This is a genomic window from Halobacillus litoralis, assembly GCF_009856445.1.
Lineage (GTDB): Bacteria > Bacillota > Bacilli > Bacillales > Halobacillaceae > Halobacillus > Halobacillus litoralis.
Window position 1 is genome coordinate 1 of record NZ_WMFA01000017.1, and the last position, 13,250, is coordinate 13,250.

Here is a 13,250-nt window from a genome sequence, read left to right on the forward strand (position 1 = left end):
AAGAAACAGAAAAAACACTAAGATAATTTGATGAATAATACGAAGAAAATTTGAAAGTAAATATTATTCCGAACAAGCCATAACGAATATATAATTCGATATGGCTTGTTTATATGGTTTCGCAAAAATAGCATTCGAATGATGATACGATTTCGTATGCTATAAGTAATGTTATTTCATATTTTGTACTCCAAAACTGAACTTCTTAATCATATGCTAACCTCTCTTTTTGCTTTATTTTTACAAATCTCAGGATTACGCCAGCCTCCGGCCGGCGTTCACAAAAAATCAAGGATTAACCTTATTGAATAGCCGTCGAGAATACACACGCCGCTAATAAAAAACGATCCCCCGTTGGAGGATCGTTTCACCTTATTTCTGTACATCTTCCATTTCATCAAGCAAAGCTTCAATCGCACTATTTATGAAATGTGTCTTGAACCCTCTCTTATTTTTTGCTAATTTATCAAGCCTTTTTTTTAATTCATTATCAAATAAGAAAGTAGTTCTTGTGTGCGTTTCCTCAACCGTTTTCCTCTTACTCTTTTCATCATACATACTCATAATATTGTTTTTTACATCTCTTACAGTTTTTGAAGACGATTCTTGCTTTAGAAAAACAGAACCGTTTTCCTGAGTTGCTTCAGTTTGTGTATTACTGTGTGAGAAAGAGGTTTTATCATCCGTATTATGTTCTTGTGTTACATCTTTCTTAATACCTTTAGTGTTACTATTCATTATTTCATTTTCTGAAACATCATCATGATTATTCAATTCCGTTACATCAGACGTTTCCTGTTCCGATTGTTGATTACTTTTTTTGATTGCGTTTTCTTCTTCAGGATCCTGAAATTGAGTAAAGGCTCCTGCTAATGATTTGTTTTTACGTGCCATATTACACCTTTCCTTTCACTGGTTTATTTATCAAGAACTCTTTGGCGACTTCATCGTAGGATTTAACGAGCTTGTTTTTCGACTCCGATGAGAGGATGGCCGGGACGTTGCTATATGCCACAGCCTTCGCAAACGCTATGGATTTCGGAACTACCGTCTCATACATATAAATGCCTGATTGATTGCAATACTTTCTAGCTTCTTGCAGCATCTCGGAGTGAAGGGCAGTGTTGGATTCCACCTTCATACCAATCACGCCGGCGACGTTAAGGGACGGGTTATAGTCATTTCTAAACTCCGCGATGGCTTTCACGACACGAATAAGACCTTTAACGTCATACATTTCAGGTACAAACGGAATAATTACATGGTTCGCATACGTCAAACAGTTACCCGCGACGAATCCAAGGGATGGAGGGGTGTCGATAAAGATGTAATCATATTCCTGATCGATATCTTTCATGCCGTCTTTCAATAAGTAATAAGGCCGGGTGTACTTGTCTAGGTGCGGCAAGACATCAAATTCCAAGAAGTTCATGTCATCGTTCGCTGGTAATAAATCGATATTTCGTTTCATCGTTCGGATGGCATCTTTCGGGGTACATTCACCCAGCATGACATCATAGATTGTGTATTCGAAATCATAAGGGTTTTTCCCGAACGCTATGCTGCTGTTCCCTTGAGCGTCCGTATCAATAATCAGAACCTTTTTCTTATATTTCTTAGCAAGAATAGACGCCAGGTTCGTCACAAGCGAGGTTTTTCCAACACCGCCTTTGTTCATGCTGATTGAGTAAATCTCAGCCACACATACAGCCCCTTTCTATTAAGTGAATTTATTAAACTATGTTTAACAATCAGAGATAAGTTTATTCTATATTTGTAATAGGGATGCGTCAACGTAGAACTTAATCATATTATGTAAGATGTAATACTTTCATGTAATACATTACAATTTTCTTCAGTATGTGACTATTTAGCTTATATTTCACAAGACAAAATTAACTCCATCCATGCAAAAAGACGCCTTTCAAAAGACGTCTTTTTTTTGTTCTAATGATGATGGAGTGTAGCAATAAACTCGGGGACTGTTTTAGAAATTTGGGATGTCTCCATGGTACGGTGGGACCTTCGCAGAGAGGAAATATCTTGTGCTCCGAAAACGGACAGTCCAATACTTGGGAAGCTGTTTTTTATCTCTTCATAAGCACTTATTACGTCCTTGGATGAAGACACTTCTAAGAGCGTTTCACTGAAGTTAGATTTAATATACAGTTTGCTCATCTATATCGCCCTCTCTTTTTTGCGTAGACGACGCATAATTCGATTTCCTGGCTGATCTCAGGTTAAAAACATTTGGTCTACTTTATCATACAGATATGAATGGTGACTGTCCCATTCATGAAGTAATTCAAAAGTATTATAGGCCACAAATTGAGGAAATGTGGTTGGATCAGACACAACCTCACGAAACATTTTTTCGTTTTTAGCAAGTCTTTATACACTCTAAAGGGAAAATTTAGTATATTTAAAAGAGCATTTTTTGGGGAAGTAAAAAGGCACTATGAGCGTGTCAATGTTGAAAGGGGAACGATACACGCTTATGTCGATCAAAAATAATTTGAACAAGAGGTTAGGAATACGAAGAACAAAAAGGAAAAAGACAGTTATGCATTCATTTTTTACAGAAAGAAGGGAAACGCTGGTCAATCAATGATTGTAAACGGATTCAATCAGGACCATTATAATTTATTTGTTATGGAAAAACACTTAAAAAGACTTCCTATATCCCTGGAAGTCTTTTATTTATGTACATTAAATTACTTTCTTAATTTTAGATAAATCGAGTAAACCCATTGATATAGTTGCGATAATAAGACCAACTCTTGTTTGAACTCCAAATTTGTAAAAAAGCTTTGATATCTGATGCTCTATATTTCTCTGAGAATAGCAAAGAATTTTAGCAATCTCTTTATTTGGAACTTCATGAGCAATCAGTTCTATGATCTCTTTTTCTAAACTGGTAACTTTTATCTCTTCTTTCTCCAATTTTGTCCCTCCTTTATTTCTTCATATACCATGGTAGCAAAAGAGCTCGTAGTATTATTATCATGTTCCTAATTGGGGCTATTATTAGACTATTAGGTCATATAAGGAATATATTTAAGTCTTTTGTCTAAAGTCATTTATCCTCTTAAAATGTAAAAATAGGTAATTACTTGTAGAAAAGACTCATACATATGGTAAATTGTATGAGGGAGGTGAATGTTCAATGGGCCTCATATCAATTGTGGGGGGGATGATAGAAACAAGTTTAATCCTCATTACCGGTTTCAAGATTTTTGGTATTACCCTTAAAAACAGAGCGTCATCTATATTGTTAATTTCATTTTACGAAAGTATTTTATTAGTTCTAATTAAACCTGATTTTCCGCCTGTTTTTTACTTAATTGTCATGATTTTGTCAGCAGGAATACTTATTCACTTTATGATGAAAAATATAAGTTTTGTTCTGGCTTTAGCAGCTGTTTTAGTTGGGGCAATTTTATTGCTATTGGCCGAAGTAACGACATTGCCTATAGTAAATCAATATGGAGATCAGGGGTTTTTCTCATTTCCATTAGGTTCGTCTATTCCTAAGTGGATGTTGGTGTTAACACTGATAATCTTAATTCAAAAGTTTAATTTGATACTTTATCTACCCAATAATCTGACTATTTTCAGAGGGAAACGTGCTTTCGTTTTCGTTGATTGGATACTATTTCTTTTTGCATTTTTGCTTTTTTTCTTATGGGAGTTTTACACTGATAATTTTAATTTGAGTGAAACCAACGTATATGTGCCTTTCACTCTCATCCTTTTAATCTTAGGAATCACGTTCCACATGAAACGCCGTTATGAGAACTCAATGGAAGATCTATCACTTTCTATTGATAATCAATACGATAAAGACTTAAGTAATTATATTAATGCTATCCGTATGCAAAGGCATGATATGGTTCATCATCTCTTAGCCGTACAAAAGTTGATTCAATCTCAAAAATTTCAAAGCAGTAAGGAATATATAAATGAATTGGTAGAAGAAACCTCAAATGTAAGTGAGGTTTTACCTATACAATCTGATGCAGTATCAGGAATGCTTCTTGCGTATAAAGAAAAAGGAAGTAGAGAAGGTGTTGAAGTTTCCTATCACATCTATGATGATTTATCGGATCTCCCTTGCAAAATATTCGAGACCAACAGATTATTGGGGAATATATTGAGCAACTCTATTGAAGCAGCGAAAGACTTAGATGAGGAAAAAAGATCAGTTAACTTTAAAGTCAGCAAACGAGGAGATTGTATTCAATTCGAAATTAGCAATTTTGTGGATGAAAAAGTGTTTGAAGAAAATTTTGACCAAATATTCAATTTGGGTTTCTCTACAAAACAAAGGAACACAGGACAAGGGTTAAATATTATTAAGGCGATTTTAGATGACTATGAAGGGGATATATCTATAAATCTCTATGGTGACCTAGTGTACTTTTATATCTCTATTCCTCTAAGGGGATGAGGACAATAAATTTTTTACAACCTAATACAATTGCCCAAATCACGGCAGAGAAAATTATTCATTACAATTCGGATCTTCGTACCCGAAAAGATGAAATTCGTTATGGTCTGGAATGGATTTTATCCGGTGTAAATCAACTGTTGGTAGTACTGATATTAACCATTCCTTTTGGAGTATTTAAAGAAGGGATAATTGCTTTATTGACAGGTGCAATTCTTCGAATGTTTTCTGGAGGGGCCCATTTAAAAGGTTATTTTAGATGTTTACTATTAAGTTCCATACAAATTTTTACAATATCTTTTATAAGTAAGCATTTTTATGAGGTCATAAGTCAAAACGTTAATCTTATGCATCTTTTTCTTGGAATATCTTTGACAATCGTGTGTTTTAAAGCTCCTATCTTAAATAAAAAATCAAATTCATTTAGTAGACGACAGAGGCATCAACTAAAAGGAATTTCTATAGCGATGTTTATTTGCTTATTAATGGTAGGGGTTATTTGGGGATCAACTGTAGAGACATTTGTTATATGGTTCTCTTTATTAGTACAAACCCTAACCTTAACGTCATTTGGAAAAAATCTTTTCGCTTTTATTGATAAAATAATTCCGGATAGACAAGCAACAATAACAGGAAAATAATAAATGATAAGGGTGAGTGTGATGAAAAAAATAGTAACAAGGATGATAGCAATCATCTCTCTTAAAGCAAAATCATTTTCTTCAGTAGCTAGCTGTTTTTGGTTTGCATATGAACCTGATCTTCCAGAAGAAGATGAAAAAGAATAAGGGTAGTTTAAATATAGTAGCGATTGATGATGATATTCAGAGCTTAAAGGACTTGGAAGAGGCTATATCTGTAGTGCCTGAGGCTAATCTTCTCCTTGCTACCACTGATATTTCAGATTTACTTAAATGTTTGTCTGAACATGAGGATATTGACGTGGCTATTATTGATATTAATATGCCTCATTACAATGGGTTTGATATAGCCCGACACTTAAAAGATAACAATCCAAAAACTAAAATCATTTTCTACAGTGCGTATGAAGATTTTGCTTTGAAAGGATACAAGTATTACCCGGAAGATTTTTTGACTAAGCCCTTAAATGCGCTTCGATTAAAACAAACTCTAAGTAAGCTTGTTCACCTGGCTTCTGAAAAAAAACAAAGAAAAATTGGTGTTCAATCTGATCGAAGTTTTGTTTTAGTTGACGTTAAGGACATCACTTTTATTGAAAAAAAGCTTAAAAAATCTGTTATCCATTTATCAGAATCTACTATTAAAACAAATGCTGGGTTGAATAAACTGGAGGATCAACTTAAAGGTAATGGGTTTTTTAGGTGTCATCAGTCGTACTTAGTTCCCCTTGATAAAATTGTAGCGATTCAGCCAGATGAATTGATGAAATCTTATAACTTACGACTTCAAGATACGGAAAAGCTTATAAGTGTAAGCAAGTATAAGTATCAAGAATTAAGAAAGCGAATTAAAGAACTCTAAATGTTCTAATAAAACACCCGTACCTATTTAACATAGTGTTACGGGTGTTTTTTTAATTATTTACCAGAGGTTTCTTTCCTTTGTTTGTCGATTCATTCTTCTTATTTTTTAGTACAAGGAGATAAGGAAATTTATAACGTACACTATAAACTATTAGCATTAGAGTGAGCATCACTATTAGTTGCATGCCCCAGTCAATCAAAGAAACAAATGCAACTTCTAATGCAATCCCTAATGTAAAGAATAGGATATAGTTTATAACTTTAATCTTTTTAGTTACATGATAAATATAGGTGCTCTCTAAAATTAAGCCAAGCATGAAAAAGCAGATAAACGCTATAACGCTTGTGAAAATATGAACTAAAGGCACTGAATGAACCACATTGTAAAGAGTCATTAAGAAGGAAAAATTCAAGAATATAAATATTCCATTCACAACATCCAATGAAACTCTCTCCATATTTAAATTTACGGGGAAGAAGTCTAATTTTTGTTTCTCATTTAATTTAAAGGTTAGTTTAACGTTACTTAGGTTGAGTAAGCATAGGATAAAGCTGATATAGAGTACGTTAAACAATACATCTTTAGAATCTTGAGTGGTGTCGGAAAATATATATTTATTCAAGGTTAGGAAGAGCAAGATTGTCGAATTCATTCTCAGCATCATTCCTATGTATTTAGGGTTTCTCAACAAACGGATGCCATTATACTTGACCAATGATTGAAGCTGCTTGTTCATTCGAAAAATGAGGCTGAACTTGGAAGCTATCCACCCTGTAAATTGATTGAATTTATAAGTGTTTGTGTTGGAGTGATTATCTCTTAGAAGTTCATTAATAATAACAGGGTAAGTTATTAGCGCAATTAAACTCAGAGTTATTGTGATGATAACTAACGCATTGAGAGTAAAAGCGAAATTACTGATCAATGATAATAGGTGCCCTGATCCCAAATATACGAAGATCATTATACAAAAGAATATGATGCTCCAATAGGGAAAGGTTACTTCGCGTTTTTTCATCCAGTAAATAAAAAACTCTCCATAATTTCTTATAAACTTCATACCTACCAAAATCATGATTAAAGAAATTATTGGGATTAGAGGAGTGCCTATTGCAATCAAAAAAAGTGAAACGATAAGATATTCGGCTATATATTCAACCTTCAAGCTACTCAATATAAAATGGTAAAAATAAAACTGGTGTGCATTTATTGGGACTGTTCGAGAAAAGCCGATAATGTGAGAGGTACTTTCATAGAGAACCAGGTATGCAAAAAGTAAAAGTAATTCTAAAACAAAATATATTCCTATGTACCAGTACATAAATGCATTAACGGAGACTGCGAAAACCTTAAATAAGATTAATAAAAGTATAAGCCAAAAAACTGTGAGTCCAGATATTTTTATTATAGTTTTGGTTATTGAGGAAGGGTTCTCTTCTGTATAGATGTCAAATAGTTTCTTGTAAGCTTCAAACTTCATATACACTATCCTTTTCTTTCATTAAGTGATGGGAGCTTAGCTTTCCATCTCTTAGACGATAGATTTCATCAGAAGCATCCTCAACATGTTGAATAATATGGCTGGTGAATAGTGTCACTAATCCAGCCCTTTTTCTATCGATAAAGGTGTCTTTCACCCATTTAACAGCTTCAAAGTCTAATCCTTCAAATATTTCATCACATACAAGGATAGGAGGGTTGAATAACAAGCATCCTATCAACTGTACTTTTTTCTTCGTACCAAAAGAAAGAGCATTAAAAGAAGAGTCCATCTCTTTGGTTAATTCTAGGTCTTTCATATATTTCTCATATTTGGTTGTCGATGCATCTTGATTCAAATTGTATATTGAAATGATTAAATTAAAATACTCCCTAGGAGTGATTTTATACAAATGTTCCTGATGATCAGAAGAAACAAAAGCTGTGTTGGTTCTTAAAAAGAGATGGTCATCCACCGAATGACCTAAGACTTGGATGCTTCCATGGTCGGAATCCAGATAATTAAGAAGACAACTAAGAAACACACTTTTCCCAACTCCGTTATTCCCTATGATTGCTACTATACTTGGTTCATTTATCTCTAAGTTTAATCCATCAAGAATAATCTTACTTCCAAAAGTTTTCTTTAATCTATTTACTTTCAAAAATGACATATAGTAACATCCTCTTGTTTAAGTTTATTCTTCCGACATTTTAACTTGCTTTCTTAAGATGGTGCTTAGGATAAATGAAGCTCCCCCAAGTATTAGAAAAGTAATCCTCAACTCTTGTAGGGATTCGATACCTAATGTACCTGCAATCAAGCATATTACTGATATTAAAAATAAAACCTCAAAAGCTCTTACAATTCCCTTCATTTCAATCATTCCTTCCGTGAATTTAAGAAATATCGATATTTAATCATTTAAAGCTTAACATTCTAGTTTGTTTAAAACTACATACCTATTGACGATTCCCTTACAAAGAAATCCTATTAACATCTCTATGGTAATACGGATTCCTCGAATAAATCGACACCATTATATCGAGTTTTCGTATTTCCGCAACATACCACAAAAACCCTTTTTTTAAAAAAATTTCCATGTAATATTGTCACCAGAGATAACGCAATAGCATTAACAAAAATTTATTAAGAGGTGATTAAAAATGACTTTAGCATTAAAAATTGGTAGAGTAATAGCGAAATATGGTAGCAAAGCATGGAAAGCGATTAAATCAGGTGCAGCTAAATATTATGATTCACTTAGAGAAGCATGGGAAGCAGGTCTTTATGCTTTCGCAAAATGGCTAGCAAACCATTGGTACGTTCTTGAAATTGTTAAAGAAGCTCTAGAAGCAGCAGGTTTAATGTAATCTAATAGGTACATAAGAAGTGCCTAATGCTATTGTGTTATCTATGTTGATTGAATTTAACAACCATTAATCTGTTAAGCCCCTCTCTTGAGGGGCTTTTTTTAGTGGTTCTAAATTTAGATAGCTACATCACGTTCTAAAAATACTTCTTCCAATGTCGGCTCAATTAAATGCACACTATATATATCAATTTTTTTGTTTATGAGCATTCTGATTAGTACAGGTATATCGTCTTCTTCTTGTATATTTACAATTAAACGGTTATCTTCCCAATCGAATTGTTGAAATTCATTATTTAAGAATTGGTCAATTTCTTGTCGGGCATGTTTATTAATCGCTGGACCTACTTTTATTTGCGCTGTCAATGATGATTGATACGTAGTCTTCAATTCACGTAATGTGCCCTCGGAGTGAATTTCACCATTTTTCATGATGCCGATTTTGGTGCAAATATCCTCTACCTCATTTAAATTATGAGAAGTCATAAAAATTGTTTGGCCGTTTTTATTTAGCTTATCTATTAATTCTTTTATTTGAATGGCGGATTCTACATCTACCCCAGATGTTGGTTCATCTAGGAATAAGAGTTCTGGTTCATTGATAATGGCTTGAGCGATCCCCAGTTTCTTTTTCATCCCGAATGAAAACTGACTTAGCTTTTTCTTTTTTGCCTTTTCTAACCCTACGGTTTCTAATGTGTGTTCAATAATCTCTTTCGTTGGATTAAAACCCTGGATACGGCTAAAAAATCTCAAGTGATTGTAAGCCGTCATTGAATCATAAAAAGATGAGTAATCAGGTAAAACACCTATTCTATTCTTTACTCGATCAATCTTATCTTCTCCTAATAAAGAGAAACTACCGGATGAAGGATTGATAATGCCAGTCAGCATATTTATGAAAGTACTTTTCCCAGCACCATTGCGACCTAAAAAACCATAAATTTCTCCTTTGTTTACCTTCATTGTAATTCCGTTTACCACATTTTTATTACCAAACGACTTTGATAGGTCGTTAACTTCAATAATATTCATCACAAATCCCTTCTTTCAAATATTTTTATTGAAACAGTTAAAATGATTATTGATAACAGACAAACAATAGGAAGATACGCAATGGATAAATCCATATAGTAATAAGGCGTTAAATACTTCACCCACTGGATCCAAACAGTGTCAATAAACACAGTTGCGAAACTAATTGCCGGTAGTAATATGGAAACAATAATCCCGAAGAAAAGGGATTCCGATCCTTTTTTACTTAAAGATGAAATCAGCAAAGCTGTACATGCTCCATAAAATAGAAATACTGAACACTGTAAAAAAGTTTCAAAGAAAAACTGTTTAGCCACTAATGAAACAATGACCAATGAAATTAAAACCGAGGTAAGCCAAAATAAAGTGATTCCTAACGCTTTACCCATAACGATGGATCTTCGAGATGTTTTATTCACTAAAAATCTCATGGTACGGTTTTGTGCTTCACTACTAATGGTATCGTGAGATAAGATAAAGACGAACAGCATTCCAAAAAAGATAATGGTTGCACTTAATCCTGCGGTATAATGCCCTTCCGTGTTAATATCTCCAAACTGATTTGCGAAATTTTCTGCTAATGAAGCAACAAGTAATGACATCCCTGTTAAGAAAACTACGATTACAATAGCTTTGATACTTTTAAATAAGTTTTTAAATTCATGAGTTGAAATGGCCCACATTTCTTTTTCCCCCTTTATAAATCAAGGATATTATGCCAAGATTTACATGAAGTGAAGCCTACATTAACATTACATTAATGGATATAATTTGAAGTTAAGTGAAATGAGGATGACCGATACTATGATGAATTATAAAGACCAACACAAAATTCTGATTGTCGATGATGATCAGGACATTTTACAGATGCTGCGTTTAACTTTTTCAAAAGAGAATTTCTCAAATATATCTACTTGTAGTAATGCTGAACAAGCACTGAAGCTTGTACAAGACAAAGCTTTTGACTTAATTATCCTTGATGTGATGCTCCCAGGAAAGTCGGGATTTGATATTATCCCGTCCATAAGAAAACAGACTGAATGCCCGGTGTTTTTCCTAACTGCGAAAGGATCTGATCTAGATAAACTTACGGGGTTCGCTTACGGTGCGGACGACTATATTACCAAGCCATTCAATCCTTTGGAAGTAGTAGCAAGAGCTAAAGCTACCCTTAAACGAATTAGTCAAAGTCAACCCCTCCATTCTTCGAATGAAAAGGATAGGTTTGATTTTGGTTATTTTCAAGTCGATCGAAAGTCGGCTGAATTAAGCGTAAATGGATGTCCTGTTGATTGTTCTGCTCATTTATTTCGTTTGCTTCTATACTTCTGTAAGCATGAAGGACAAATTTTAAGTAAAGACCAAATTTATGAGCATGTGTGGGGAAGGCATGGAGATTTCGTAGAAAATAACACAATCATTGTACATATTCGAAAACTCAGGGAAAAAATTGAACCCAATCCATCTAAGCCAATATTTATTAAAACGATAAGAGGCTTAGGTTATAAGTTAGTGAGACCTAAGTAAGATGAAGAGAAAGTTAACACGTCAGTTTGTTTCTCAACACGTCACTTTCCTTATTGTTAGTTTACTGTTGATTACAGGTTTCTTTGTTTATTTGTATCAGTCTTTAACGAAATATGAGTATGATACGGATTTTACAAGGGCTACAGAGGATTACATAGTGAGTAATTTAGAATTCCCCGATAAAACAGAAGTACAAATCAACAATAGATTAGAAGAGAATGTGAAAAGAAATGAGGGGTGGTTGCAACTCATTGATGCCAATAGCGGCGAAGTGGTCGATTCCGTTCATACTCCATCCCAGATTCCAAACCACTATACTGTGACCGATCTTATTCGTATTTCCAAAGAAGAGGTCCATTCAGATTACGAGTATGTTCACTGGAATTTGGATAATAAGCAGCTTGTTGCTCTATATGGCCATCCTTCGATTAGTCATACCTTAATCAATGAGGTCAAGAACACTCAAGAACAAAGCTTTCAAAACATACAAACTAAACTTAATGAGGTCAATGGTTGGTTTGCTCTTTATGATAAGAGTGGACAAATTCAAAAGGCATTTAATTTAAGTGGTACCCCGCAAGTGTTGGAAGTTCTAAGTTCAAGTAAATCAGAAAAGAATTTTGACACCGCAACGAAGATTATCCAAGGCCATATGTTAATTATAGGTGTTCCAATAAACCACTCTAACGGATCGTGGACTTTGGATGACAAATTGGGTTTTTCGGTCATTATTAACTTAGGAATCTTTTTGCTATGTGTTATTCTCTCTCTGTTTCTTTTATCCTATTGGCATGCAAATAAATGGGGCAAGCCAATTATTCATATGATCGATTGGATTGAGAATTTATCTGAAGGAAAATTAACCCCTCCTTCTAAACCTAGGTTTGGGTATATCAATAGAAGAAAAAGAGCACCTGGTGTATTTCGAGAAATTTTTGAATCATTAAATCTTTTGACTAATGAATTGGACAAAAGCAAGAAAAGAGATCAAGAATTAATTACTATGCGGGAGGAGTGGATTTCTGGTTTATCACATGATCTAAAAACGCCATTAAGCTCTGTCATGGGATATTCCCTACTATTAGAAAATCCTGATTATGAATGGTCAAAGGAAGAATTGAATGGAATTGGGGCAACTCTTAAACATAAAAGTGAATACATGAATGAGTTAATAGAAGATTTAAGTTTAACCTACAAACTAAAATACAATGCCTTGCCTTTGGCAAAAGAAAAAGTAGATATTGCATCATTTATTCAAGGATGTGTAGTGTCATTTTTAAATAACCCGAGCTTTGAATCAGCGCATATCGATTTTCTTAATCAAACAAATCGTAGAATCAATGCTCCTATAGATCCTAAATGGTTTAAACGAATCATGGATAATTTACTAGCTAATGCCGTGAAATATAACTATCAAGATCCCTATATAGCAGTGAAACTAGTAAATGATTTTCAATCATTTTATATAGTCATTCAAGATAACGGGGTTGGCATGGATCAAGAAACTATCGATAATCTCTTTGATCGATACTATAGAGGTACGGCATCTACAGACAGCCAAAACGGATCGGGATTAGGTTTAGCTATTACCAAACAATTAGTCGAAGCCCATCAAGGGAGCATAAAGGTTGAAAGTGAGCAGAACGAGGGCACACAAATCCTAATGGAGTTTCCAATAAATATGGAAGAGTGAGTCTTCTGAAAATCAAAAGTGAAGACAAGCATGAACCTGAATGCTCTTACTAAAGTTTTTCAAGTTTCGAACATGAAAAACTTTAACTTGCTTCGAATTGATGTGATGTCTTCTTACGTCTTTTCATCTTAGCATGGAACCGCCTCGCGTCGTCCGCGCTGTCGGACTCCAGGAGGCTTTCTTGAAG

14 protein-coding genes are annotated in these 13,250 nt (G+C 34.1%); 7 read left to right on the top strand and 7 right to left on the bottom strand.

Features of this window, described 5'->3' with window-relative positions; all coding sequences use genetic code 11:
- Window positions 1-372: 372 nt before the first annotated feature.
- The 3 genes from GLW00_RS19705 to GLW00_RS19715 all read right to left on the bottom strand — a co-directional run bounded on the left by GLW00_RS19705 (window position 373) and on the right by GLW00_RS19715 (window position 2,943).
- Window positions 373-894, bottom strand: coding sequence for a hypothetical protein (locus tag GLW00_RS19705; RefSeq protein ID WP_160916896.1), 522 nt, complete (start codon window positions 892-894; stop codon window positions 373-375).
- Window position 895: 1 nt separating this feature from the next.
- Entirely contained in the window at window positions 896-1,702 is an 807-nt protein-coding gene (locus tag GLW00_RS19710; RefSeq protein ID WP_335808498.1) for a ParA family protein, read from the bottom strand.
- Between the two features lie 1,007 nt (window positions 1,703-2,709).
- Window positions 2,710-2,943, bottom strand: a complete 234-nt coding sequence (locus GLW00_RS19715; RefSeq protein ID WP_202412587.1) for a response regulator transcription factor — start codon at window positions 2,941-2,943, stop codon at window positions 2,710-2,712.
- Window positions 2,944-3,166: 223 nt separating this feature from the next.
- Here GLW00_RS19715 and GLW00_RS19720 point away from each other — a divergent pair, with 223 nt between their 5' ends.
- From GLW00_RS19720 to GLW00_RS19735, 4 genes are read left to right on the top strand one after another with little or no spacing between them, the layout of a single operon-like run.
- Entirely contained in the window at window positions 3,167-4,450 is a 1,284-nt protein-coding gene (locus GLW00_RS19720; RefSeq protein WP_160916898.1) for a sensor histidine kinase, read from the top strand.
- Window positions 4,447-5,091, top strand: coding sequence for an accessory gene regulator ArgB-like protein (locus GLW00_RS19725; protein WP_160916900.1), 645 nt, complete (start codon window positions 4,447-4,449; stop codon window positions 5,089-5,091). Before GLW00_RS19720 ends, GLW00_RS19725 begins: the two co-directional genes overlap by 4 nt.
- Window positions 5,092-5,112: 21 nt before the next feature.
- Window positions 5,113-5,238, top strand: coding sequence for a cyclic lactone autoinducer peptide (locus GLW00_RS19730; RefSeq protein WP_160916902.1), 126 nt, complete (start codon window positions 5,113-5,115; stop codon window positions 5,236-5,238).
- Window positions 5,225-5,953: a LytR/AlgR family response regulator transcription factor gene (locus GLW00_RS19735; RefSeq protein ID WP_160916904.1), complete on the top strand. Its 729-nt coding sequence runs from the start codon at window positions 5,225-5,227 to the stop codon at window positions 5,951-5,953. The genes GLW00_RS19730 and GLW00_RS19735 overlap by 14 nt, the downstream gene beginning before the upstream one ends.
- A gap of 1,472 nt (window positions 5,954-7,425) precedes the next feature.
- Here the strand turns inward: GLW00_RS19735 and GLW00_RS19740 are convergent.
- On the bottom strand, window positions 7,426-8,109 hold the full coding sequence (locus tag GLW00_RS19740) for an ATP-binding cassette domain-containing protein (protein WP_160916906.1): 684 nt from the start codon (window positions 8,107-8,109) through the stop codon (window positions 7,426-7,428).
- A 24-nt stretch (window positions 8,110-8,133) separates the two neighbouring features.
- Window positions 8,134-8,313 (bottom strand): hypothetical protein, encoded by a 180-nt coding sequence (locus GLW00_RS19745; protein ID WP_160916908.1) that lies wholly within the window; start codon window positions 8,311-8,313, stop codon window positions 8,134-8,136.
- A gap of 289 nt (window positions 8,314-8,602) precedes the next feature.
- On the opposite strand from GLW00_RS19745, the gene GLW00_RS19750 reads away from it, so the two are divergent.
- Window positions 8,603-8,809 (top strand): hypothetical protein, encoded by a 207-nt coding sequence (locus GLW00_RS19750; protein ID WP_160916910.1) that lies wholly within the window; start codon window positions 8,603-8,605, stop codon window positions 8,807-8,809.
- Between the two features lie 116 nt (window positions 8,810-8,925).
- On the opposite strand, the gene GLW00_RS19755 is transcribed toward GLW00_RS19750, so the two are convergent.
- Together GLW00_RS19755 and GLW00_RS19760 are read right to left on the bottom strand one after the other, a co-directional pair.
- Window positions 8,926-9,843 (bottom strand): ABC transporter ATP-binding protein, encoded by a 918-nt coding sequence (locus GLW00_RS19755; RefSeq protein ID WP_160916912.1) that lies wholly within the window; start codon window positions 9,841-9,843, stop codon window positions 8,926-8,928.
- Window positions 9,843-10,526, bottom strand: coding sequence for an ABC transporter permease (locus GLW00_RS19760; protein WP_160916914.1), 684 nt, complete (start codon window positions 10,524-10,526; stop codon window positions 9,843-9,845). The genes GLW00_RS19755 and GLW00_RS19760 overlap by 1 nt, the downstream gene beginning before the upstream one ends.
- Window positions 10,527-10,650: 124 nt before the next feature.
- Between GLW00_RS19760 and GLW00_RS19765 the strand changes: the two genes are divergently transcribed.
- Together GLW00_RS19765 and GLW00_RS19770 are read left to right on the top strand one after the other, a co-directional pair.
- Window positions 10,651-11,370 carry a response regulator transcription factor gene (locus GLW00_RS19765; RefSeq protein WP_160916948.1) on the top strand — a complete coding sequence of 240 codons (720 nt, stop codon included), beginning with the start codon at window positions 10,651-10,653 and terminating at the stop codon, window positions 11,368-11,370.
- A gap of 1 nt (window position 11,371) precedes the next feature.
- Window positions 11,372-13,063: a sensor histidine kinase gene (locus GLW00_RS19770; RefSeq protein WP_160916916.1), complete on the top strand. Its 1,692-nt coding sequence runs from the start codon at window positions 11,372-11,374 to the stop codon at window positions 13,061-13,063.
- Window positions 13,064-13,250 lie beyond the last annotated feature (187 nt).